The sequence below is a fragment of the Amycolatopsis rhabdoformis genome (assembly GCF_035918295.1).
GTDB lineage: Bacteria > Actinomycetota > Actinomycetes > Mycobacteriales > Pseudonocardiaceae > Amycolatopsis > Amycolatopsis rhabdoformis.
The window spans coordinates 430,868-452,601 of sequence record NZ_CP142149.1; the positions used below are offsets into that span (position 1 = coordinate 430,868).

Below are 21,734 nucleotides of genomic sequence, written 5' to 3' on the forward strand. Positions count from 1 at the left end.
CCGAGCTCATGCCGCCTCCTCGGCGAAGCGGGCGACCTCGCGTTGGTACTGGGCTTCGTCGCCGGAGAGGAATCGGTCGGCGAAAGCCGGCCACCGGTCGGGGTCCTTGGCCGAGGCGGCGTAGTGGCGTTGGAAGTTCTCGTCGCGGCCGTAGTCGGGCACGGCGCTGGTGAAGTGGGCGCCGTGCGGGGTTTCGACGACGCCGTGCACGCTCGCGCGGGTGAGCAGCAGGCTTTGCACCGGCGCGGTTTCGGTGAGTTCGGCGGTGGGGACGAGGCGTTCGGCCGAGACGTAGCAGCGCTCGGCGGCGAGCGCGAAGAGCTCGTCGAAGTACGGGTCGGGGCCGAGGTACTGGGCGTTGCCGCGGGCGTCGGCGCGGTTGAGGTGCACGAGGGCGGCGTCGAGCTTCAAGGCGGGCACGGCCAGGAGCTCTTCGCCGTCGGCGTACGGGGATCGGATGGTGCGCAGGTGCGGGTTGAGCGTGAGCACGGCGGAGCCGAGGCCGGCGCGGGTCGGGAGGAACGGGAGCCGTTGTGCCGCAGCGGAAAGGCCGGTGCCGAGCACGCCCTCGTCGTACTCGGTCACCGCGAACCCGCGGCCGGCCTCGCGCGCGCGGGCGAACCACGGGTCGTACGGGATCGAGTCGAGCGTGACGAACCCGAAGACGAGCCGCGAGATCTTGCCGGCGGCGGCGAGCAGGCCGACGTCGGGACCGCCGTAGGACACCACCGTGAGGTCCTTGAGCGGCGAGCGCAGGATCGCGCGCACGAGGGCCATCGGCTTGCGCCGCGACCCCCAGCCGCCGAGGCCGACGGTCATGCCGTCGCGCAGCTCGGCGACCACCTCGTCGGCCGTCATCCGCTTGTCGCTCAAGGCTTTTCCCCTCCGTCGAGGAACTGCTGCCGGGCGGTGCCGGACACGCCGGCGAGGTTGAGCTGGAAGGTGAAGCCCTGTTCGAAGCGGTAGCTGCGGTGCACGGGCTGCACGTCGATGCCGTTGATGGCCTGCTTCGCCGCGCGGATCACGCGCGGGTCTTTAGCCGCGATGCGGCGGGCCAAGGCGAGCGCGGTGGCGTCGAGCTCTTCGCGGGGCACGACGGCGTACACGGAACCGTGGTGGTGAAGCTGCTTCGCGGAGATCGTTTCCGCCGTGTAGTACAGCGCGCGCATGAGGTGCTGGGGCACGAGCCGCGCGAGGTGCGTGGCGGCGCCGAGCGCGCCGCGGTCGACCTCGGGCAGGCCGAACGTCGCGTCTTCGCTGGCCACGACCACGTCGGCGTTGCCCACGAGCCCGACGCCACCGCCGAGGCAGAACCCCTGCACGGCCGCGATCACTGGCACCGCGCAGTCGTACACGGCGGAGAACGCGGCGGCGCAGCCTTCGTTCGCGCCGATCAGCGCGGTGTGTCCGGGGTCGCGCTGGATCTCCTTGATGTCCACGCCGGCGTTGAAGCCGCGGCCCTCCGCGCGCAGCACCACCACGTGGGTTTCCGGGTCGCGGCCGGCGTTCGTGACGGCTTCGGCGAGGGTGAACCAGCCTTGTGCGGTGAGGGCGTTGACCGGCGGGGCGGCCACCGTGACGACGGTGATGCCGGGCGCCGGGGAGTGCGCGGACACGGTCATGGTCACCTCTGACGGGTTACGAACCTAGCACTTGCTTGGTACGTTAGCACGGCAACGGCGACGGAGCGGGAGGTCTCGGGTGGCACTGGATCTTCGGCTCGACGGCGCCGTGGTGCTGGTCACCGGCGGCACGCGCGGGGTCGGCGCGGGGATCGCCGCGGCGTTCCGAGAAGCGGGCGCGCGTGTGGTCACGTGCGCGCGAACCGGTGCCGGCGCGGACTTCGTGGCGTGTGACGTGCGGGAGCCGGCGGAGGTGTCGCGGCTGGTCGCGGTGGTCGTGGCCGAGTACGGGCGGCTCGACGTGCTCGTGAACAACGCCGGGGGAGCACCGTTCGCCGAGACCGCGACGGCGTCGCCGCGGTTCCACTCGAAGGTCGTGACGCTGAACCTGCTGGCGCCGCTGGGGGTGGCGCAGGCGGCCAATGCCGTGATGCAGGGGCAGGAAAGTGGTGGGGTGATCGTGAACGTGAGCAGTGTCAGCGCGTTGCGGCCTTCGCCGTGCACGGCCGCGTACGGGGCGGCGAAGGCGGGGCTCGACAACCTCACGGCGACGCTGGCGGTGGAGTGGGCGCCGAAGGTGCGGGTGAACGCGCTGGACGTGGGGATGGTGGGGACGTCGCCGGGGCTGTACGGGCCCGGGGTGGCGGAGACGGTGCCGTTGGGGCGGTTGGGGACGCCGTTCGAGGTGGGCGCGTGTGCGGTGTTTTTGGCTTCTCCGTTGGCTTCGTACGTGAGCGGGGCGCGGTTGGCGGTGCACGGCGGCGGGGAAGCGCCGGCGTACTTGCGAGGAGGGTGACGGTGGGACTGGTCGACGGGCGCGTGGTGGTGGTCACCGGCGCGGGACGCGGGATCGGGCGGGCGCACGCGCTGGCGTTCGCGGCCGAGGGCGCGCGGGTGGTGGTGAACGACGTCGGCGCCGCGCTGGACGGGTCGGGTGGTGCGGCGGGGCCGGCTTCAGTGGTGGCGGGCGAGATCCGGGCGCTGGGCGGGGAAGCGGTGGCCGACCCGTCTGATGTGGCTTCTTGGACGGGGGCGGCTTCGTTGGTGTCGACGGCAGTTTCGGCGTTCGGGGCGCTGGATGTGCTGGTGCTCAACGCCGGGTTCCTGCGTGACCGGATGTTGGTGAACCTGGGGGAGGACGAGTGGGACGCCGTGGTGCGGGTGCACCTGAAGGGGCACTTCGCGCCGCTTCGGCACGCGGCTTCGTACTGGCGTTTCGAGGCGAAGGCGGGGCGGGCGCGGGAGGCGCGCGTGGTGATGACGAGCTCGGGCGCGGGGCTGCTGGGCAGTGTCGGGCAGGGGAACTACTCGGCGGCCAAGGCTGGGATCCTGGGGCTCGCGTCGGTGGCGGCGGCGGAGCTGGGGCGCTACGGCGTGCTGGTGAACGCGATCGCGCCGGCCGCGCGCACGCGGATGACGGAGGGGACGTTCGACATGGCGGCGCCGGCGTCGGGGTTCGACGCGATGGCGCCGGAGAACGTGTCGCCGTTGGTGGTGTGGCTGGGTTCCCGGGAGTCGGCCGGGGTCACGGGCCGAGTGTTCGAAGTGGACGGTGGCCGCGTGTCCGTGGCGGACGGCTGGCGGCACGGCCCGTGCCGGGACAAGGGATCGCGGTGGTCGCCGGGGGAACTGGGGCCGGTGGTGTTTTCGCTGCTGGCCGAGGCGGGGTCACCCGAACCGGTGTACGGCGCTTAGTTTTGTCGGGGGTGGGTGCTTGACTGCGTCGCATGACCACTTGGCAGAGCTTCGCGGCGGCGGCCCCGTCCCTCGCCGCCCACGTCCACCGACGCTTCACCTCCGGCGAATCCCACGTCCTGGCCACCCTCCGCCGCGACGGCTCACCCCGCGTGAGCGGCTCCGAAGTCTCCTTCCGCGACGACGGCCGCCTGTACATCGGCTCGATGCTTCACGCCGTCAAGGCCCGCGACCTCCAACGCGACGGCCGCTTCGCCCTCCACGCCTACCCGGGCATCGAAGACGGCGGCGAGGGCGACGCGAAGCTCGCGGGCGTTGCTTCGGAAATCACGGACCCGGAGTCGCTGTCGCGGCTGGAAGTGGACCCGGCGAGCCATCTTTTTCACCTCGACATCGGGGAGGCGGTTTATACGTGGGTCGCGGACAACACGCTGTTCACGGAGTCGTGGCATGACGGGGGTGCGTGGGTGAGGTTCGCGAGGCCGGACAACGGGCCGGTGGAGAGGACGGTGTTGGGCTGAGTTTTTTGGGGCTGGGTTTCTCTTGCCTCGGCGGTGGGTTGGCGGGAAGGACGGTGGTGTGGCTGGAGTGAGTGAGTCGGTTTCTGGCGCCTGACGGGGGCCGTGGGAGGGCGGCGGCCTGGGGTGTGCCGCGCCTGACTTGGGGGTCCGGTGCGAGCGGGCGGCTGTGGGTGGGTGCGCTCTGGTTGCGTGGGCCGAGGTTTCGGCGAGCATCGCGGACCAGGGAGTTGGTGCTGGGGTTGACCGGTCAGCGCCGGGTGGCCGATTCCTCTGGGCAACGCGTTCGGCGATGGCACTGGCAGTGGCGGCCCGGTTGGAGTTGCCTGGGCGGGTTCGATCGGGCTGGTGGCGGGTTGCTGGGGGTTGTCGGGTGTGCGGGGGCGGTGGCGGCCCGGTTGGAGTCGTCTGGGCGGGTTCGATCGGGCAGGTAGCGGGTTGCTGGGGGTTGTCGGGTGTGCGGGGGCGGTGGCGGCCCGGTTGGAGTTGCCTGGGCGGGTTCCCTCGAGCTGGCAGAGGTTTCCTGGGAGTTGTCGGGTGCGCGGGCGGATGCTGAGCGATGGCGCTGGCTGGTGGCGGCCGCTTCGGGTTGCCGGGGCAGGGCCGGCCGAGCTGGCGGAGGGTCGCGGGGCGGTGGCCGGCCGAATGTGTGGCCGAGGTCGGGCATCGGACTGGGTGGTTCAATGCGGGCATGAGTCTGGAGGGCCTGGTCGACGAGCCGGGCACGGTGCTGATCATCGGGCCGTCGAAGGCGAAGGTCGCCGGGGGTGGTCCGCGGGTGGGGGCGGCGGGCGAGTGGCCCGCGGACCTCATGCGGGCGCGCGCGGACATCCTGCCGCGCTCGGCTGTCGACGAGCGCGCGTGGTTGCCGGCGTGGCAGCGGTACAGCGGGCACTTCTACCGCAACGTCGGCGACGCCCTGCCTGACGCTGCCGCGTCCGGACGACTGCTCATCCTCAGCGGCGGCTACGGCGTCGCGAGGGCTGAGGAGCCGATCGCCTACTACGACCGGAAGCTGCGCCTCACCGACTGGCCCTCCGGGACCCTCGAAGCCGCCCTCCTGCACGAGGTCCACCGCCTCGGTGCGCGGCGGGTGCTCGGGTTCGTCTCGTCGAGCGCCGACTACGCGAAGCTGCTCCACCGCGTCCCCTGGGACGTCGACGCCACCCTGATCACCATCGACTACCACCAGGGCGGCGCGCAGGTCGAGGTACCGAAACGGCTCGCGCACGCCTTCGCCGCGGCCTGGCGCCGCGACCCGGACCGGATGCCACCCGGCGCGGTGGCGGTGCCGTTGTCCTGAGCGGGTTATTGCCCGGGATTGGTGGCGATGCAGTTGTTGCGAGGCGGGCAGATACCCGACCCGGCGGTTGCCGCTGGCGGATGCCGCCCAGCGGTTGCCGTGCTGTCGGCCGCGCCGGTGAGCCGGATCAGGGTTAAGCCCACAGACAGAACGGATGTCCGGCCGGGTCGAGGTACACGCGGACGTGCTCCTGTGGCTGGAATTCCGCCAGGCGCGCGCCGGCCGCGACCGCTTTGGCGCCGGCCTTCGGGAGGTCGTCGACCTCGATGTCCAGGTGCAGCATCATCTGCTGGTAGCCGGGTGCCTGCGGCCACTTCGGCGGCACCAGCTCGCGTTCCAGCTGGAACGACAACCCGGGCCCACCCTCGGGTGGCCGCAGCGTGACCCAGTCGGGCTCGTCCGCGCCGAGGGGCCAGCCGAGCAGGGCTTGATAGAACTTCGCCAGCGCCCGCGGGTCGGGGGCGCCGAGCACGGTTGCGGTGAGTCTCATCGATCCAGGGTAGGCCGGGTCGCCGAGGTGTCGGGCGAATCGGAGTCAGCGCGCGTTGGGTGGCAGAGACGGTTTGAGCGGCGCCGGGCTACGGAATCGGTGGCGAAAAGTCAGTCGAGGAGCGCTCATGCGGCGGATTCGAGTGCGCCGCCGTTTCGCGCGGTGTCGCACATAATGCGCGAGGTCGTTCGGTGGAGCGAGCGCGGGCGGGCGGCTCGGTGCGCTCGCGGTGTCGGGGAAGCGCCGCCGCAGTGAGTTGCAGCAGTTGGTGACTGCAGCGGTGAGCCGTGCCGGCTCAGTGAATTGCTCGGTGAGCAGCACTTGGCCGAATCGCTGCGGCGGGCTGTGCAGGTTGGTCGAACTGCTGCGGCGGGCTCTGCTGGTTCGGTGAATTGCTGCGGTGAGCTGCGGCGGCCGGCCAACCGGTGTGGCGAGCTGCGCAGGTTGGCCCAGCTGCTGTGGCGAGCTGCGCTCGTTCGTTGACCGCCGCGGTGAGCGGCCGCAAATCGCTGAACTGCAGAGGTGAGCCGTGCCGGTTGGCTGAACCCCGGCGGCGAGCCGCTCCGGTCGGCAGACCGGCGCCGAGGCCGGGTCAGAGGCGTTCGATGATTGTGGCCGTTGACATCGCGCCGCCGGCGCACATGGTGATGAGGGCGGTGGTGGCGGGGAGGCGGGGGAGGGTGTGGAGGGCGGTGGTGAGGAGGCGGGCGCCGGTGCTGCCGACGGGGTGGCCGAGGGCGATGGCGCCGCCGTTGATGTTGACGCGGGTGGGGTCGGGGTGGTGCGCGGATTGCCACGAGAGGACGACCGAGGCGAAGGCTTCGTTGACCTCGAACAGGTCCAGGTCGTCGATGGTCATGCCGGCCGAGGCGAGGACGCGGGAGGTGGCCTGGATGGGGCCGTCGAGGTGGTAGTAGGGCTCGGCGCCGACCAGGGCCTGGGCCAGGATGCGGGCGAGCGGGCGGAGGCCGAGGGATCGGGCGAGTGCGGAGTCCATCAGCAGCAGGGCGGCCGCGCCGTCGGAGATTTGGGAGGAGGTGCCGGCCGTGTGGAGGCCGCCGGGGAGCACGGGCTTGAGGCGGGCTAGACCGTCCACAGTGGTCTCTCGGAGGCCATCGTCGCGGGTGACCAGGAAGTCGGAATCAGCCGGGACGCGCACCGGCACGATCTCCGCGTCGAAGTGGCCCGCGGCCCACGCGGCGGCGGCTTTGTGCTGGGAAGCCAGGCCGAAAGCGTCCACGTCGGCGCGGGTGAGGCCGCGGCGGGTGGCGATGCGTTCGGCCGCTTCGAACTGGTTCGGCAGGTCGATCGACCACGACGGGGGACGCGGGGAACCCACCGACCCCGCCCAACCCGCTGAGCCCGCCGAGCCGGCCGGGGCGGCCGGGCCCGCCAAGCCTGCCGGGCCCGCCAAGCCTGCCGGGCCCGCCGAACCGGCCGGGCCTGCCGGCCGTGCCGAACCTGCCGAGCCCGCCGAACTCGCCGAGCCCACCGAACTCGCCGAACCCGCTGAACCCGCTGAACCCGCCAAGCCTGCCGAACTCGCCAAGCCGGCCGGGCCCGCTGAACCGGCCGGGCCCGCTGAACTCGCCGAGCCCACCGAACTCGCCGAGCCCACCGAACTCGCCGAGCCCACCGAACTCGCCAAGCCTGCCGAGCCCGCTGGACCGGCCGGGCCCGCTGAACCCGCCGAGTCCACCGAACTCGCCGAACCCGCTAAGCCGGCCGGGCCCGCCAACCCTGCCGAACCCGCTAAGCCGGCCGGGCCCGCTGAGCCAGCCAGGCCCGCTGGGCCGGGCGAGCCCACCGAACCCGCCAAGCCTGCCGAGCCCACCGAACCGGCCAAGCCCGCCAAGCCCCGGTTGGCACCCAACGGCACCCGACTCATCGACTCCACCCCGCACGCCACCCCCACCGAGATGGCGCCCGCCGCGATGAGGCCGGCGATGAGGTGCACGGCTTGCTGCGCGGAGCCGCACTGGGCGTCGATGGTTGTGGCGCCGGTTGGTTCGGGTAGGCCGGCGTGGAGCCAGGCCGTGCGGGTGAGGTTGCCGGCCTGTTCGCCGGCCTGGGTCACCGCGCCGCCGATTACCTGCTCGACGAGGGCGGGGTCGACGCCGTCGAGCACGGCGCGCTGCACGGTGCCCAGGAGTTCGGCGGGGTGCAGGGCCGAGAGTGCGCCGCCGCGTTTGCCGATCGGCGTGCGCACGGCGGCCACGATCACCGGTTCACCCACGGGGAGCTCCCTTCGCGAGACTGAAATCTCCACCAAAACTAGAACACGTTCCCGCTCAAGGCAACAACGCCCAGCAAGCCGGCCATCTTGATCTGGTCCGACTGAGCGCTCGTTCACCAGCGCAGAATCGGTAAAGTAAACGGGTATCACCAAACGGGGTTCCGTAAGTTAACACCGTATGCTCCAATACTTCATAGAACGTGTTGCAGTGCGCGAATCACCACCGATCCCGTGCAGGAGGCAGCCGTGGCCGCTCCGCTTTTGCCCGCCGGTTTCGACTTCACGGACCCGGATCTCTACGCGAACCGCCTCCCGCTGGAGGAGTTCGCCGAGCTGCGCCGCACGGCGCCCGTGTGGTGGAACCCGCAGCAGCGCAACACCGCGGGCTTCGGCGACGACGGCTACTGGGTCGTCACGCGCCACGCCGACGTGAAGGAAGTCTCGCGCGACAGCGAGCTCTACTCGTCGTGGGAGAAGACCGCGATCATCCGCTTCGACGACTCGATGACCGAGCAGAACCTCGACGCCAACCGCCTCGTGCTGCTCAACATGGACGCCCCGCAGCACACCAAGCTGCGCCGCATCGTCGCGAAGGGCTTCACGCCGCGTTCGATCGCCAAGCTCGAGGACACCCTGCGCGAGCGCGCCGAGCGCATCGTCGCCGAGGCCAGACGCAAGGGTCACGGCGATTTCGTCACCGACGTCGCGTGCGAGCTGCCGCTGCAGGCCATCGCCGAGCTCATCGGCGTGCCGCAGGAAGACCGTATGAAGATCTTCGACTGGTCCAACCAGATGGTGGCCTACGACGACCCCGAGTACGAGCTCGAACCCCTCACCGCCAGCGCCGAGCTCGTCGGCTACGCCTGGAACATGGCCGAGGAACGCCGCCGCTGCCCGGTCGACGACATCGTGACCAAGCTCGTGCAGGCCGACGTCGACGGCGAAGCGCTGGGCTCCGACGAGTTCGGCTTCTTCGTGATCCTCCTCGCCGTCGCCGGCAACGAGACCACGCGCAACGCCATCACCCACGGCATGAAGGCCTTCCTCGACCACCCCGACCAGTGGGCCCGCTACCGCGCCGAAAAGCCCAAGACCGCGCCCGACGAGATCGTCCGCTGGGCCACGCCCGTGGTCGCCTTCCAGCGCACCGCCACCCGCGACACCGAGCTCGGCGGCGCGCACATCCGCCGCGGCGACCGCGTCGGCATGTTCTACAGCTCGGCCAACTTCGACCCGGACGTGTTCGACGAGCCCGAGCGCTTCGACGTGTTCCGCGAGGACAACCCCCACGTCGGCTTCGGCGGCACCGGCTCGCACTACTGCCTCGGCGCCAACCTCGCCCGCCTCGAAATCGACCTCATCTTCTCCGCGATCGCCGACGTGATGCCCGCCATCGCCGAGGTCGCGCCGCCCCAGCGGCTGCGCTCGAGCTGGCTCAACGGCATCAAGCACTACCAGGTCCGCTACGCCTGACCAGGCCGGATGCGCCCGAAACCGGCATGATGGCCAGGTGGCGCAACGCGTGACGGTCGACGTCGAGTTCGGCGTCCGGGTGACGAAGCCCGGGCTCGCCGCGATCTCGGTCACGGCCGTGCACGCCGACACTGACGAGCTGACCGTGTCCGCCGCGGGCGCCCCGCGTATCGCCGAGCTCGACCACGGCACCCGCGCCGAGGTGTACGACCTGCCGGCCGGCGAGCACCGCGTGACCTACCACGCCGAACGCACGCTCTGCCGCGTCACCGCCGAACCCGTGACGCTCGCCGACCTCGCCCGCTACACCCGCCCCAGCCGCTTCTGCCCGGCCGACCGCATGAACCCGCACAGCCGCAGAGCTGCCAACGACCCAGCCGCCACCGCCCCAGCCGCCAACCACCCAGCCGCAGACAACCCAGCCACCGACGACCGCGACCGCGTCCGCGCCATCACCGACCACCTCCACCGCCGGCTCACCTACGTCCCCGCCACCCCCGAAGGCCGCGACGCCGTCGCCACCCTGAAAGCCGGCGAAGGCGCCTGTCGCGACTTCGCCCACGCCGGCATCGCCCTCTGCCGCGCCGCGGGCATCCCCGCGCGCTTCGCCACCGTGTACGCGCCGGGCCTCAAGCCGATGGACTTCCACGCCGTGTTCGAGGCCGGCGTCGGCGGGCGTTGGCTGGTCTTCGACGCGACCCGCCTGGCGCCGCGCCAGACGATGCTCCGCATCGCCACCGGTCGCGACGCCGCCGACACCCCGTTCCTCACCCCGCTCGGCTGCGAACTCGAGTTCCTCGGCGCGACTGTCTTCGCGACCACGGACGCGCCGCCGCCCCGAGACGATCACGACAAACCCGTGGTCCTCGGCTGAATCGCGGGTCGGCGAGACAAACCCGGCCCCGGCTGGGTAGACAGTGACCGTGAACCGTCAACTGCCCGGGCCGAGCCGGTGGGCCCGCGCGCGTGCCCGGTACCGCTGGCTCGACCACCTCGCGCTGGCCACCAACCGGTACCTCGAGTACGGGGGCTACCACTACGTCGCCTCGATCACGTACTTCAGCCTGCTCTCGCTGGTGCCGATCCTGATGCTGGCGTCGTCGGCCGCCGGGTTCGTGCTGGCCACGCAGCCGCACCTGCTCGACCAGATGCTGCACGCCATCTCCGGCACGTTGCCGGGCTCGCTCGGCGACAAGGCCGCCGACCTGCTCACCGGGTTCGTGGAGCAGCGCACCAGCGTCGGGGTCGCGGGTCTCGTGGTGGGCCTGTACTCCGGCTGGAACTGGATGAACTCGCTGCGCGACGCGCTCACCGCGATGTACGGCCAGAACCGCTCCGAGGGGCCGCTGCTGCGCACGATCATGATGGACGTGCTCGCGCTGCTGGGTCTCGCGGCTGCGCTGCTGGTGTCGTTCGGGATCACCGTTTCGGGCACCGCCGTGGGCCGCTACCTGCTGAAACTCGTCGGCGTGGACGACACGAGCTGGGGACACCAGGTGCTCTCGGCGACGTCGGTGCCGCTCGCGCTGCTGGCCGACTGGCTGGTGTTCCTCTGGGTCCTCACGCGGCTGCCGCGCGAACGTGTGGGCTGGCGCAGCGCGATGCGGGGCGCGGTCGCCGCGGCTCTGGGTTTCGAGCTGCTGAAACAGGCCGGCGGGATCTACCTGAACTTGATCAGCGCGTCGCCCTCGGGCGTGGCGTTCGGGTCCGTGATCGGTCTGCTGTTCTTCATCTCCCTGATCGCCCGCATGCTCGTGTACATCACGGCGTGGACGGCCACCGCCCGCGACGCCCCGCGGAAACCGGTGCCCCCGCCCTCGCCCACGGAGCTGCGGCCGGTGATCGCGCCCCGGCAGAGTTCGGCGGGCCCGCTCGCGCTCGGCGCCGCCTTCGGTGCCCTCGGCACGTTGTTCGCGCTGCGCGGGCGGCGCCGGCGGTCATGAGCCGGGCTTCGCCGAGCCCACCACCCACATGCTGAAGTACTGCGAGCCGCCGCCGTACGCGTGGCCGAGCGCCACCCGCGCGCCGTCCACCTGGTAGTCGCCGGCGCGGCCCATCACCTGTTTGGCCGCCTCGGAAAACCGCAGCATCCCCGACGCGCCGATCGGGTTCGACGACAGCACCCCACCCGACGCGTTCACCGGCAGCCGCCCGCCCAGCGCCGTCTCACCGGCCTCGCTGAGCTTCCAGCCCTCGCCCTCGGCGGCGAACCCCAGGTTCTCGAGCCACATCGGCTCGAACCAGGAGAACGGCACGTAGATCTCCGCGACGTCCACTTCGGACAGTGGATCGGTGATCCCGGCCTCCCGCCACAGCGCCGCCGCCGCGTCGCGGCCCGCGCGCGGGTTCACCTGGTCGCGGCCGGCGAACGTGGTCGGTTCCGTGCGCATCGCCGTGGCGTGGATCCACGCGGCCCCGCCGGGCACGGCGTCGCCCGCGGCCTCGTCGCCGAGCACCATGGCGCAGGCGCCGTCGGACGAGGGACAGGTCTCGTCGTACCGGATCGGGTCCCACAGCATCTGCGACGCCTGCACCGACTCCACCGTGATGTCGGCCTGGCGCAGGTGCGCGTACGGGTTGAGCGCGCCGTTGCGCCGGTCCTTGGCCGCCACGATCGCGCCGACGTGCGAAGGCGCCCCCGAGCGGCGCAGGTACGAGCGCACGTGCGGCGCGAAGTAGCCGCCCGCACCGGCGCCCACCGGCATCTGGAACGGCGGCAGGATCGACAGGCCCCACATCGCGTTGGACTCCGACTGTTTCTCGAACGCCACCGTGAGCACCCGCCGGTGCACGCCGGCCTGGATCAGCGACGTGGCCACGAGCGCCGTGGACCCGCCGACCGAACCCGCGGTGTGCACGCGCAGCAGCGGTTTCCCGGTGGCGCCCAGCGCGTCGGCCAGGAACAGCTCGGGCATCATCACGCCCTCGAACAGATCCGGTGCCTTGCCGAGCACCACGGCCTCGATGTCGTGCCAGCCGACCTGCGCGTCGGCCATCGCGCGGTCGATCGCCTCGCGCAGCAGGCCGGGCATCGACACGTCGGTGCGCTTCGCGCGGTGGTGGGTCTGGCCGGTGCCGAGTACGGCGGCGAGCTGCTTGGTCATCGCGCCTCCAGCACGGCGAGGAGGTTCTGCTGCAGGGCCGGGCCGCTGGTCGCGTGGGCGAGGACCTTGCCCGTCTCGCCGCGGTGGATGCGCGCGGCCGCCTCGCCGATGCGGGCGAGCCCGGCGGAGAACATCGGGTTACCGGTGAGCGCACCGCCGGACGGGGTGATGCGCACGCCGTCGCCGAGGTTCAGCGCGGTGCGCAGGATCAGTTCCTGGTGCGTGAACGGTGAGTGCAGCTCGGCCAGCTCGATGCCGTCGAGGTCGAGCGCGCTCGCCGCAGCTTGCGTGGACGGCGACCGGGTCAGGTCGCGCGCGCCGAGCACGGGCGAGTCCACTCGGTGTTCGAGGCCGGTGATGATCGCCGGCCGGTCCACGAGGTCCCGCGCCCGGTCGGCGCTCGCCAGCACGAGCACCGCCGCGCCGTCGGTGACCGGCGCGATGTCGTGGGCTCGCAACGGATCCGCGACGTACGGGGTGTCGAGCAGGGCCGCGACGTCGACCTCACCCGAGAGCTGCGCGGTCGGGTTGGCCACGGCGTCGGCGCGGCAGCGGGCCGCGACCTCGGCGAGGTCCTTTTCGGACCAGAGCCCGGCGTCGAGGCCGAGGCGCGCCTGCAGGCCGGCGATCGCGAGCGAATCGGGCCACAGCGGCGCGAGCACGTACGGGTCGAGCTGCAGTGCGAGCACGCGCCGCAGCTGCCCGGCGCTGGCCTTGCCGAAGCCGTAGACCAGCGCGGTGTCGACCTCGCCGAGGCGGATCTTCAGCCAGGCCTCGTACAGCGCCCACGCGGCGTCCATCTCCACGTGGGACTCGTGGATCGGGGGGAAGGCGCCGAGGGCGTCGACGGCCGCGATGAAGGAGAACGCGCGCCCGGCCAGGTAGTCCGACGAGCCGGAGCACCAGAAGCCGATGTCCTGTTTGGACAATCCGGTGGCGGCGAAGACCTCGGCGAGGATCGGCACGAGCATCTCGACGCCGTTGGTGGTGCCGGGTGTTTCGCGGACGTTCGGTGCCTGCGCGAACCCGGCGACGGCGACTTCGGGCATGCGGCCCCCTCACAGGTGGTGGGCGAAGGATTCGTACGGGGCGTCGGGCTCGCCGGTCGGCTCGAAGTGGCTGATGTTCTCCAGCGACGTCCACCAGTCCTCGCGCGGCCGCCACGCCGCGCGCACGCGCATCCCCATCCGCACGTCCTCGGCGGCGCAGCCGAGCACGAGGTGCAGGAAGGCGATGTCGGCGCCGTCGAGCAGCACGTAGGCCGCGACGTAGGGCGGTTTGATGCGCTGGCCGAGGAACGGGACGTTGACGATGCAGAACGTGGTGACGATGCCGGTGTCGGGCAGCTCGACCTCGTCGGTGGTCGGCACGCCGTCGGTGGGGCACGCGCCGCGCGGCGGGATGTAGACCTTTTCGCACGCGGGGCAGCGCTGGCCGATCAGCCGGCCTTCGGCGAGCGCTCGCAGGTAGCGGCTTTCCTCGGGCGAGGCGGAATGGCGGTAGTGCAGGTGGACCGGGGTGATGATCACCTCGACCGGGGCGCCGTCTTCGCGTTTCGCGACCGGGGGAGGGGGTTCGGTGGGTGTGGTGTCCGCCGCTTCGATCGGCAGGAAGTACGCGATATCCCTGATGTGGCCCACGGTTTCCTCGGCCCAGCGGACCCGGACTCGCTGTCCGGTGTGGACATTCGCGGGCTCACCGGCGTCGAGGGCATGGAGCAGGGCCGTGTCGGCGCCGTCGAGCTTGACCAGGATCCAGGCGAACGGGCGGGCCAGGGGCTGGCCTTCCAGGGGTTTCGCGCACCAGGACCACGAGACGACGGTGCCTTCGGTGCCCACCTCGACGAACTCGGTGAGCGGCGCGGCGGTGACCGGGTCGTACTCGGGCGGGGGCACGTGCACGCGGCCGTCGCTGCCGCGGACGCCTTCGATCCGGCGCTCGCGCAGGGCATTCACGAACCGGCCCAGCACGGGCCCGGTCGAGCGGGTGTAGTCGAACCCGACGTCGAGCGGCGCCGAGAGCGGAGTGTCCGAGACCGTCACGTTCCTGAGTGAAACACGTTCTCGAATCGGAGGCAAGACCGCTGTTGTGCTTGGGTGGAACGCGTTCTAGATTTGGACGTATGGACCTGGGACTGTGGACGATCGCCGCGGCCGAGCCCGACCGCGTGGCACTGGTGGACCCCGACGGCCGCGAGGTCGGTTACGGCGAGCTGGCGGCGAAGGCGAATCGCTACGCGCTCGGCTTGCGCGAGCTGGGCCTGGAGGTCGGCGACGCGATCGTGCTGCTGCTGCCCAACGGCGACGAGCTGCTGGCCGCGTACTTCGCCGCGATCCAGACGGGCCTGTACGTGGTGGTGGTCAACTGGCACCTCGTGGGCCCGGAGGTCGCCTACATTCTCACCGACAGCGGAGCCAAGGCTTTCCTTGCGCACGAACGGTTCGCCGACGTCGCCGTGGCCGCCGCGGACGAGGCCGGCCTCACCGCGCGCTTCGCGGTGGGGGACGTGCCGGGCTTCCGTCGCCTGGAGGAACTGGGCGCGGGCCTGGGCGACGGGCGTCCTCTCGCGCGGACGGCGGGCTCGCCGATGCTGTACACCTCGGGCACCACAGGCCGCCCCAAGGGCGTGCGGCGGCCGCTCACCGGCGCCGACCCGGACGAGGTGCCCGCGGCGTCCACGTGGTTCTTCGGGATCTTCGGGCTGGCGCCGTTCGACGGGCACGTGCACCTGTGCGGCTCGCCGCTCTACCACACGGCCGTGCTCAACTTCGTGGCGATTTCCGTGCAGCTGGGCCACACCGCCGTGCTCATGGACCGCTGGGACGCGGCCGAGATGCTGCGCCTGATCGAACGCCACCGCGTGACCCACAGCCACATGGTGCCCACGCAGTTCCGCCGCCTGCTCGCGCTGCCCGACGACGTGCGCGCGGAGTTCGACCTGTCGTCCCTGCGCGTGATGATCCACGGCGCCGCCCCGTGCCCGCTCGAGGTGAAGCGCCGCATGCTGGACTGGTGGGGCCCGGTCGTCACGGAGTACTACGCCGCCACGGAAGGCGGCGGCACCGTGATCACGGGGGAGGACTGGCTGCGCAAACCGGGCTCGGTCGGCCTTCCCTGGCCGGGCTCCACCGTGCGGGTCCTGGACCCTTCGGGCGCCGAGGTCCCACCCGGCTCGGTGGGCACGGTGTACCTCAAGATGGGCGACTCGTCCTTCGAATACCACCGCGACAGCGCCAAAACGGCCCGCTCCCGCGTCGGCTCCCTCTTCACCCTCGGCGACATCGGCCACCTCGACCCCGACGGCTACCTCTACCTCCACGACCGCGCCGCCGACCTCATCATCTCCGGCGGCGTGAACATCTACCCGGCCGAGATCGAGGGCGAGCTGGTGATGCACCCGAAGATCGCGGACGTGGCCGTGTTCGGGGTTCCGCACGAGGACTGGGGCGAGGAGATCAAGGCGGTGGTGCAGCCGGCTCCGGGGGTTTCCCCTTCAGCCGCCTTGACTTCGGAACTGCTGGCGTTCGCGGCGACGCGGTTGGCGCGGTTCAAGCTGCCGAGGTCGGTGGATTATCTGGAGGAGTTGCCGAGGGATCCGAATGGGAAGTTGTACAAGAGGAGGTTGAGGGAGCGGTACGTGGAGTCTTGAGGGGTCAGGTGGGTTGTTCGTCCAGGGCCTTCGGTTCGCGGGCAAGGGATCGCAGTGTCGTGTCGAAGGTTTCGATGCAGCGCGAGTGCCGTGCGGGCCGACCACCTCGCGGCGTTGCGAACATCACCGTGGGCCGGCGCTGATGTCTTCAATGTGGTGCCGGAGCTGAAGGTGTTCGGCTCGACGTTTCATCAGCCGGCGAGCCGGGGCGATCGAGCACGCGACGAAGATCAGTGAGGAGAACACGGGTTCGTAACTCATGGCGTCTACTCGGCCGCGAAGAGCGCATCGGCTTGCTTCGTAAGTTCGTCGACCGCGGTCGTGTTGGTGAGCTTGATCTGCAGCTTACGGCCGTCCTCGCGCTTCAATCCCAGCTCGAGCGCGACATCCTCGCGCCGCTGGCCGAGGTAGGTGAAGAGCTTGGGCACGTGTCGTCTTGATGTGTCAGCGTGTTGCGCCCTGTGAAAGCGCGGCTTGACACCTCAGCGGCCCTGAAACCGGGGCTTCCTCTTCTCCGCAAACGCCCTCGGCCCCTCCTTCGCATCCTCCGACGCGAACACCTCCATCCCGTACTTCGCGTCCAGCTTGAAGGCCTCGTTCTCCGGCAGCCCCTCCGTGTCGCGCAGGGTGCGGAGGATCGCGCGGACCGCCACCGGGCCGTTGGCGTTCACCAAGGAAGCCAGTTCCAGCGCCCGAGACAGAGCCGTGCCGTCCGGGACGAGGTGGCCGATGAGGCCGCAGGCGAGAGCTTCGGTGGCGGTGAGGTGGCGGCCGGTGAGGAGGAGGTCCGCGGCGAGGGTGTAGGGGATTTGGCGGGGGAGGCGCACGGCGGAGCCGCCCATCGGGAAGAGGCCCCAGCGGGCCTCGGAGACGCCGAAGCGGGCGGAGGTGCCGGCGACGCGGATGTCGGTCGCCTGGAGGATTTCGGTGCCGCCGGCGATGGCGGGGCCCTCGATGGCGGCGAGGAGGGGCTTGGAGAGGCGGCGGCCCTTCAGGAGGCCGTCGATGCGGCTGGGGTCGAAGGTGCCGGATTCGAAGGCACGAGAAGGGGCGTTGCGGGACATGGCTTTCAGGTCGGCGCCCGCGCAGAAGGCGCCGCCGGCGCCGGTGAGGACGCAGGAGCGCACCGCGGGGTCGCGGTCCACGCGGTCCCAGGCCTCGGTCATGATCGAGAGCATTTCGCCGGTGAGGGCGTTACGCGCTTCGGGGCGGTTCATCGTGACCACGAGCGTGTGGTCTTCCAGGGACACGAGAGCGTGCGGGGAACTCAAGACGAACCTCCCGGAAAACGCGGGGCATTGCCGAGAACGATAACATGTTCTACTTTGAGTGGCGTGGCACTCAACATCGCGGATCTACTCGAGCACGCGGTCGACGCCGTGCCGGAGCGTGTCGCGGTCGTGTGCGGCGGTCGGCGGGTCACGTTCGCCGAGCTGGAGGCGCGGGCGAACCGCCTGGCCCACCACCTCGCCGCCCACGGCGTGGGACCCGGGTCCCACCTCGGTGTCTATTCCCGCAACTCCATCGAGGCCCTGGAGTCGATGTTCGCCGCGTACAAGCTGCGCGCCGTCGCAGTGAACGTGAACTACCGGTACGTGCACGGCGAGCTGCGGTACCTGTTCGACAACGCCGATCTCGTGGCCCTCGTGCACGAACGCCGGTACGCCGACAAGGTGGCCAAGGTCCTGCCCGAGACGCCGAAACTGAAACACGTTGTCGTGGTCGAGGACGGGTCGGATACGCCGTTCGAGGGTGTCGCTTACGAACAGGCGCTCGCCCAGAGCAGTCCGGAACGGGACTTCGGCGAACGCAGTTCCGACGACCTCTACATCCTCTACACCGGCGGCACCACCGGCTACCCGAAAGGCGTGCTGTGGCGCCACGAAGACATCTGGCGCGCGCTCGGCGGCGGCATCAACTTCGTGACGGGCGAATACGTGCCCGACGAGTGGACGCTCGCCGAGCAAGGCAAGGCCGGCAGTCTCGTGAGGTTGCCCGCCGCGCCGCTCATCCACGGCGCCGCGCAGTGGGCCGCCTTCGGGGCGCTGTTCACCGGCAGCCCGGTGGTGTTCGTGCCGCAGTTCGACGCGCACGACGTGTGGAAAGCCGTGCAGGACAACAAGGTTCAGGTGCTCACGATCGTCGGCGACGCGATGGCGCGCCCGCTCGTGGAGGCCTACCGCGAAGGCGAGTACGACGCGTCGTCGCTCGTCGCCGTGTCCAGTCACGCCGCGCTGTTCTCGCAGTCGGTGAAGCAGGAGCTGCTGAGCCTCCTGCCCGGTGTGGTGCTCACCGACGCCATCGGCTCGTCGGAGAGCGGCTTCACCGGAATCGGCATGGTGGGCAAGGATTCCGACCACAGCGCCGGCCCGCGCGTCGCGTTCGGCAAGGACGCGATCCTGCTCGACGAACGCGGCGCGGTGGTCGAGCGCGAACCCGGCGCGGCCGGGCTCATCGGCCGCAGCGGCCACGTGCCGCTCGGCTACTACAACGACCCCGAGAAGAGCCGCACGATCTTCGTCGACGTCGCCGGCGTGCGCTACGTCGTGCCCGGCGACTGGGCCCGCTACGAGGCCGACGGCACCGTGACGCTGCTCGGCCGCGGCTCGCAGTGCGTGAACACCGGTGGCGAGAAGGTGTACCCCGAAGAAGTCGAGGGCGCCTTGAAATCGCACCCCGACGTGTTCGACGCGCTCGTGATCGGCGTGCCCGACGAGCGCCTCGGTCAGCGCGTGGCCGCGGTCGTGCAGCCGCGCCCCGGCGTGCGGCCGGATCTGGCCGCGCTCGAGGCGCACGTGCGCACCGAGGTGGCGGGGTACAAGGTGCCGCGCACGGTCTGGCTCGCCGACGAGATCGGCCGCTCGCCCAGCGGCAAACCCGACTACCCGTGGGCCCAGCGCTACGCGGCCGACCACGAACCCGCCTAGGAGCGCGCATGCGGACCGCCCTCTGCGAACGGCTCGGCATCGAGCTGCCGATCGTCGGCTTCACCCCGTCGGAACACGTGGCCGCCGCCCTCAGCCGCGCCGGCGGTCTCGGTGTGCTCGGCTGCGTGCGGTTCAACGACGCGGCCGAGCTCGACGGCGTGCTGTCCTGGATGGACGACAACACCGACGGAAAGCCCTACGGCGTCGACATCGTGATGCCCGCCAAGATCCCCGCCGAAGGCACGCAGGTCGACCTCACGAAGCTCATCCCGGACGCGCACCGGTCCTTTGTCGCGCAGGTGCTCCGGGACCTCGCGGTGCCCCCGCTGCCCGACGACACCGACGAACGCGCCGGCGTGCTCGGCTGGCTGCACTCCGTGGCGCGGTCCCATGTGGACGTCGCGCTGAAGCACCGCATCAGCCTCATCGCCAACGCGCTGGGCTCGCCGCCCGAAGATGTGATCGACCGCGCGCACGCGGCCGGCGTGCCCGTGGCGGCGCTGGCGGGCAAGGGCGAACATGCGGTGCGGCACGTGGAGCGCGGCGTGGATCTCGTGGTGGCCCAAGGCTACGAAGCGGGTGGGCACACCGGTGAGATCGCGTCGATGGTGCTGGTGCCGGAGATCGTCGACGCCGTCGGCGACCGCGTGCCGGTGCTCGCCGCCGGCGGCATCGGCTCCGGCCGCCAGGTCGCGGCCGCGCTGGCTCTGGGCGCCGCCGGCGTGTGGATGGGCTCCTTTTGGCTCGCCACCGAGGAATACCGGACCACGATGCCGGGCTCGGGCGCCATGCAGACGGCGCTGCTCGACGCGACCTCGGCCGACACCGTGCGCACCCGCATCTACACCGGCAAGCCCGCTCGCCTGCTCAAAACGCGCTGGACGGACGCCTGGACCGCGGACGACGCCCCGCAACCACTGCCGATGCCCCTGCAGAACCTCCTGGTGTCCCACGCGCACAACCGCATCCACGCCGCCGACGACCCGACGGTGGTGTCGATGCCGGTGGGCCAGATCGTCGGCCGCATGGACCGCGTGCGGCCGGTGGCCGAGGTGATGGCCGAGCTGGTGCGTGGGTACGAGGAAGCGTTGGCACGACTGGACAAGACCCGATGAGGTCCTTCCGGGGCGGCCGAAAGGACCTCATCCCCCCGGTCAGCCGCAGGCGACCGGGCCCGAGCTGAAGGTGAAGTGGTCGACCGAGTGGGTGCCCATGACCAGGGTGCCCCCGACGTGCGCGCAATGGCCGTTCGTGCCGGTCACGAGCACGCCGCCCGCGTAGGTCTCGAAGGTGCCCGAGTCGCTGCCGGAGCCGGGGATTCCGTCGACAGTCATGGTCACGCTCATCGCGTGCTTGCCCGAAGCGTTGTCGTAGACCTTCGCGCAGTTGGTGCCGCCGTTGGCGCTGGAGTACCTGAGCTCGACGATGCCCTGGGTCTCGTCGACCGCGTTGTGCAGCGTCTTCGGGAACCCGCTGACCATGCTCCCCGGGCACGTGCCGACGATCGAGTACCGACCGGCTGCCTGCCCGGCCGGTGCGGTCGCCAGGACCGCGGCTCCGGCGAGAGCCACCGCACTGGCGAGCGTGAGAATCCTGCGCATCGAAAACCTCCCCTGCCCGGGCCGCCCCTCGGCCCGGTCCTCCCACCTTCCCGATGCCGATCACGCCTGACGAGTGATCTTCCGGCCAATGTCCGGTTCCGGCCACCACTCGCCGAGCACTACACCCAGCCGCGCTTGGCCGCCGCCACCCCGGCCGCGAAGCGGCTCTCGACCTGCAGGATCTCGAGGATCGCGCACACGTGCCGGCGCACCGTGCGCTCGCCCGTGCCCGTGCTGCGCGCGATCGCCTCGTCGGTCAGCCCCGCGGCGAGCAGCGACAGCACCCGGCGGCGGACGGGCGTGAGCTCGGCGACGTCGGCGCCGTCCAGCGGCACGGTGTCCGGGGCGTCCCACAGCGCGTCGAACCACTCCGCGAGCACCTTCAGCAGCTCGGGCGAGTGCACCTGCAGCGCGCCCGCCGCGCCGGTGCGGTCGGTCGTGACCAGCGCGACCGTGTCGTCGACGTGCATCATCCGCACCGGCACCGACTTGCGGACCCGCGCCTGTTCACCGGCCTCCGTGGATTGCCGGATGCTGCGGGCGCCCCAGCCGTCGTGGGCGTGGGCGGCGTCGTAGATCATGCGGAACTCCGCGCCCGCTTCGAGCGCGTCGGCCGGTGGCAGCAGCACGCCCTCGCTCACCCGGTGGCCGCCGCTGCTGCCGGTGAACGTGGCCCGCAACAGCCGCCGCGGCGAGCGGTAGAGGCCCGAGGCCAGCCGGGTCAGCTCGTCGTGGTCCTGGATCGCGCGTACCCCGCCGCCGTCGACCGAGGTGAGGCCGCCGGTCGGGGCGACGAGTGCCGTGAAGCGCTCCCACGTGCCGGCGAGATCGGCTTGCAGCTCGGAGATGCGCCGGTGCTGGCGGTCGAGCAACCGCCGCAACGCGACGGCCGGGGGCACGGCCCGCGCGAATCGCGCCGACCCCGAGCCGCCGAAGCTGATCACCCCGGCGTCCTGCAGTTCACGTTCGGCCGGCGCCTCCGGATCGAACGCCTCCGGTCCCTCGCCGACCGGCAGCCGGCTTGCGGCATGGAGCCGCTCGTAGGCCACCGCCGCCTCGGTCGAGACCAGGCCCGCGAGGACCTCCGTCCGCGTGCTCCCGCGCATACCGCCCCCT

Annotated in this window: 21 protein-coding genes and 1 pseudogene; 10 read left to right on the top strand and 12 right to left on the bottom strand. The window is 71.4% G+C overall.

From position 1 onward, the window contains the following. Positions 1 to 6: 6 nt before the first annotated feature. Entirely contained in the window at positions 7 to 873 is an 867-nt protein-coding gene (locus tag VSH64_RS02000; protein ID WP_326833723.1) for a CoA transferase subunit A, read from the bottom strand. Beyond that, positions 870 to 1,622 (bottom strand): enoyl-CoA hydratase family protein, encoded by a 753-nt coding sequence (locus VSH64_RS02005; protein ID WP_326833724.1) that lies wholly within the window; start codon positions 1,620 to 1,622, stop codon positions 870 to 872. Before VSH64_RS02005 ends, VSH64_RS02000 begins: the two co-directional genes overlap by 4 nt. 79 nt (positions 1,623 to 1,701) lie before the next feature. Between VSH64_RS02005 and VSH64_RS02010 the strand changes: the two genes are divergently transcribed. The 4 genes from VSH64_RS02010 to VSH64_RS02025 all read left to right on the top strand — a co-directional run bounded on the left by VSH64_RS02010 (position 1,702) and on the right by VSH64_RS02025 (position 5,138). Beyond that, complete coding sequence (locus tag VSH64_RS02010) at positions 1,702 to 2,418, top strand: SDR family oxidoreductase (protein ID WP_326833725.1); 717 nt, start codon at positions 1,702 to 1,704, stop codon at positions 2,416 to 2,418. A gap of 2 nt (positions 2,419 to 2,420) precedes the next feature. Continuing rightward, complete coding sequence (locus VSH64_RS02015) at positions 2,421 to 3,317, top strand: SDR family oxidoreductase (protein WP_326833726.1); 897 nt, start codon at positions 2,421 to 2,423, stop codon at positions 3,315 to 3,317. Between the two features lie 32 nt (positions 3,318 to 3,349). Beyond that, positions 3,350 to 3,838, top strand: a complete 489-nt coding sequence (locus VSH64_RS02020; protein WP_326833727.1) for a pyridoxamine 5'-phosphate oxidase family protein — start codon at positions 3,350 to 3,352, stop codon at positions 3,836 to 3,838. 688 nt (positions 3,839 to 4,526) lie between these two features. After that, positions 4,527 to 5,138, top strand: a complete 612-nt coding sequence (locus tag VSH64_RS02025) for a hypothetical protein (protein ID WP_326833728.1) — start codon at positions 4,527 to 4,529, stop codon at positions 5,136 to 5,138. Positions 5,139 to 5,271: 133 nt separating this feature from the next. Here VSH64_RS02025 and VSH64_RS02030 read toward each other — a convergent pair whose 3' ends face one another. From VSH64_RS02030 to VSH64_RS02040, 3 genes and pseudogenes are all read right to left on the bottom strand, one after another. Next, positions 5,272 to 5,628, bottom strand: a complete 357-nt coding sequence (locus tag VSH64_RS02030; RefSeq protein ID WP_326833729.1) for a VOC family protein — start codon at positions 5,626 to 5,628, stop codon at positions 5,272 to 5,274. 592 nt (positions 5,629 to 6,220) lie between these two features. Continuing rightward, complete coding sequence (locus VSH64_RS48450) at positions 6,221 to 7,366, bottom strand: acetyl-CoA C-acyltransferase (RefSeq protein WP_407655668.1); 1,146 nt, start codon at positions 7,364 to 7,366, stop codon at positions 6,221 to 6,223. A 108-nt stretch (positions 7,367 to 7,474) separates the two neighbouring features. Next, a pseudogene (locus VSH64_RS02040) lies at positions 7,475 to 7,864 on the bottom strand (thiolase family protein); the annotation flags it as partial. Between the two features lie 246 nt (positions 7,865 to 8,110). Between VSH64_RS02040 and VSH64_RS02045 the strand changes: the two are divergent. Genes VSH64_RS02045 through VSH64_RS02055 form a run of 3 tightly spaced genes read left to right on the top strand, consistent with a single transcriptional unit; the run spans position 8,111 to position 11,280 of the window. Then, entirely contained in the window at positions 8,111 to 9,337 is a 1,227-nt protein-coding gene (locus VSH64_RS02045; protein WP_326833730.1) for a cytochrome P450, read from the top strand. Between the two features lie 37 nt (positions 9,338 to 9,374). Further along, the gene (locus tag VSH64_RS02050; RefSeq protein WP_326833731.1) at positions 9,375 to 10,211 is read left to right on the top strand and encodes a transglutaminase-like domain-containing protein; all 837 of its coding nucleotides are present in this window, start codon (positions 9,375 to 9,377) and stop codon (positions 10,209 to 10,211) included. A 49-nt stretch (positions 10,212 to 10,260) separates the two neighbouring features. After that, positions 10,261 to 11,280 (top strand): YhjD/YihY/BrkB family envelope integrity protein, encoded by a 1,020-nt coding sequence (locus tag VSH64_RS02055; protein WP_407655626.1) that lies wholly within the window; start codon positions 10,261 to 10,263, stop codon positions 11,278 to 11,280. Here the strand turns inward: VSH64_RS02055 and VSH64_RS02060 are convergent. The 3 genes from VSH64_RS02060 to VSH64_RS02070 are packed head-to-tail and all read right to left on the bottom strand — an operon-like array spanning position 11,275 to position 14,483. Further along, complete coding sequence (locus tag VSH64_RS02060; protein ID WP_326833733.1) at positions 11,275 to 12,441, bottom strand: thiolase domain-containing protein; 1,167 nt, start codon at positions 12,439 to 12,441, stop codon at positions 11,275 to 11,277. The genes VSH64_RS02055 and VSH64_RS02060 overlap by 6 nt on opposite strands. Next, on the bottom strand, positions 12,438 to 13,490 hold the full coding sequence (locus tag VSH64_RS02065; RefSeq protein WP_326833734.1) for a thiolase domain-containing protein: 1,053 nt from the start codon (positions 13,488 to 13,490) through the stop codon (positions 12,438 to 12,440). The genes VSH64_RS02060 and VSH64_RS02065 overlap by 4 nt, the downstream gene beginning before the upstream one ends. Before the next feature lie 9 nt (positions 13,491 to 13,499). Then, positions 13,500 to 14,483, bottom strand: coding sequence for a Zn-ribbon domain-containing OB-fold protein (locus tag VSH64_RS02070; RefSeq protein ID WP_326833735.1), 984 nt, complete (start codon positions 14,481 to 14,483; stop codon positions 13,500 to 13,502). Between the two features lie 80 nt (positions 14,484 to 14,563). On the opposite strand from VSH64_RS02070, the gene VSH64_RS02075 reads away from it, so the two are divergent. Beyond that, positions 14,564 to 16,090 carry an acyl-CoA synthetase gene (locus tag VSH64_RS02075; protein WP_326833736.1) on the top strand — a complete coding sequence of 509 codons (1,527 nt, stop codon included), beginning with the start codon at positions 14,564 to 14,566 and terminating at the stop codon, positions 16,088 to 16,090. Positions 16,091 to 16,356: 266 nt separating this feature from the next. On the opposite strand, the gene VSH64_RS02080 is transcribed toward VSH64_RS02075, so the two are convergent. Continuing rightward, a complete protein-coding gene (locus VSH64_RS02080) occupies positions 16,357 to 16,518 on the bottom strand; it encodes a hypothetical protein (protein WP_326833737.1) in 162 nt (53 codons plus the stop codon). A 54-nt stretch (positions 16,519 to 16,572) separates the two neighbouring features. Further along, complete coding sequence (locus tag VSH64_RS02085; RefSeq protein ID WP_326833738.1) at positions 16,573 to 17,361, bottom strand: crotonase/enoyl-CoA hydratase family protein; 789 nt, start codon at positions 17,359 to 17,361, stop codon at positions 16,573 to 16,575. Positions 17,362 to 17,424: 63 nt separating this feature from the next. On the opposite strand from VSH64_RS02085, the gene VSH64_RS02090 reads away from it, so the two are divergent. After that, positions 17,425 to 19,017, top strand: a complete 1,593-nt coding sequence (locus VSH64_RS02090; protein ID WP_326833739.1) for an acyl-CoA synthetase — start codon at positions 17,425 to 17,427, stop codon at positions 19,015 to 19,017. Between the two features lie 8 nt (positions 19,018 to 19,025). Beyond that, the gene (locus VSH64_RS02095; RefSeq protein WP_326833740.1) at positions 19,026 to 20,132 is read left to right on the top strand and encodes an NAD(P)H-dependent flavin oxidoreductase; all 1,107 of its coding nucleotides are present in this window, start codon (positions 19,026 to 19,028) and stop codon (positions 20,130 to 20,132) included. A gap of 39 nt (positions 20,133 to 20,171) precedes the next feature. Here the strand turns inward: VSH64_RS02095 and VSH64_RS02100 are convergent, their stop codons facing one another. Together VSH64_RS02100 and VSH64_RS02105 are read right to left on the bottom strand one after the other, a co-directional pair. Continuing rightward, positions 20,172 to 20,618: a hypothetical protein gene (locus VSH64_RS02100; protein WP_326833741.1), complete on the bottom strand. Its 447-nt coding sequence runs from the start codon at positions 20,616 to 20,618 to the stop codon at positions 20,172 to 20,174. 119 nt (positions 20,619 to 20,737) lie between these two features. Continuing rightward, a complete protein-coding gene (locus VSH64_RS02105; protein WP_326833742.1) occupies positions 20,738 to 21,724 on the bottom strand; it encodes a LuxR C-terminal-related transcriptional regulator in 987 nt (328 codons plus the stop codon). Positions 21,725 to 21,734 lie beyond the last annotated feature (10 nt).

Bases quoted from the DNA above. Each gene is read 5' to 3' on its own strand.
- VSH64_RS02005 (WP_326833724.1), bottom strand. From the start codon at position 1,622: ATGACCGTGTCCGCGCACTCCCCGGCGCCCGGCATCACCGTCGTCACG.
- VSH64_RS02020 (WP_326833727.1), top strand. From the start codon at position 3,350: ATGACCACTTGGCAGAGCTTCGCGGCGGCGGCCCCGTCCCTCGCCGCC.
- VSH64_RS02025 (WP_326833728.1), top strand. From the start codon at position 4,527: ATGAGTCTGGAGGGCCTGGTCGACGAGCCGGGCACGGTGCTGATCATC.
- VSH64_RS02030 (WP_326833729.1), bottom strand. From the start codon at position 5,628: ATGAGACTCACCGCAACCGTGCTCGGCGCCCCCGACCCGCGGGCGCTG.
- VSH64_RS02060 (WP_326833733.1), bottom strand. From the start codon at position 12,441: ATGACCAAGCAGCTCGCCGCCGTACTCGGCACCGGCCAGACCCACCAC.
- VSH64_RS02065 (WP_326833734.1), bottom strand. From the start codon at position 13,490: ATGCCCGAAGTCGCCGTCGCCGGGTTCGCGCAGGCACCGAACGTCCGC.
- VSH64_RS02075 (WP_326833736.1), top strand. From the start codon at position 14,564: ATGGACCTGGGACTGTGGACGATCGCCGCGGCCGAGCCCGACCGCGTG.
- VSH64_RS02095 (WP_326833740.1), top strand. From the start codon at position 19,026: ATGCGGACCGCCCTCTGCGAACGGCTCGGCATCGAGCTGCCGATCGTC.
- VSH64_RS02100 (WP_326833741.1), bottom strand. From the start codon at position 20,618: ATGCGCAGGATTCTCACGCTCGCCAGTGCGGTGGCTCTCGCCGGAGCC.
- VSH64_RS02105 (WP_326833742.1), bottom strand. From the start codon at position 21,724: ATGCGCGGGAGCACGCGGACGGAGGTCCTCGCGGGCCTGGTCTCGACC.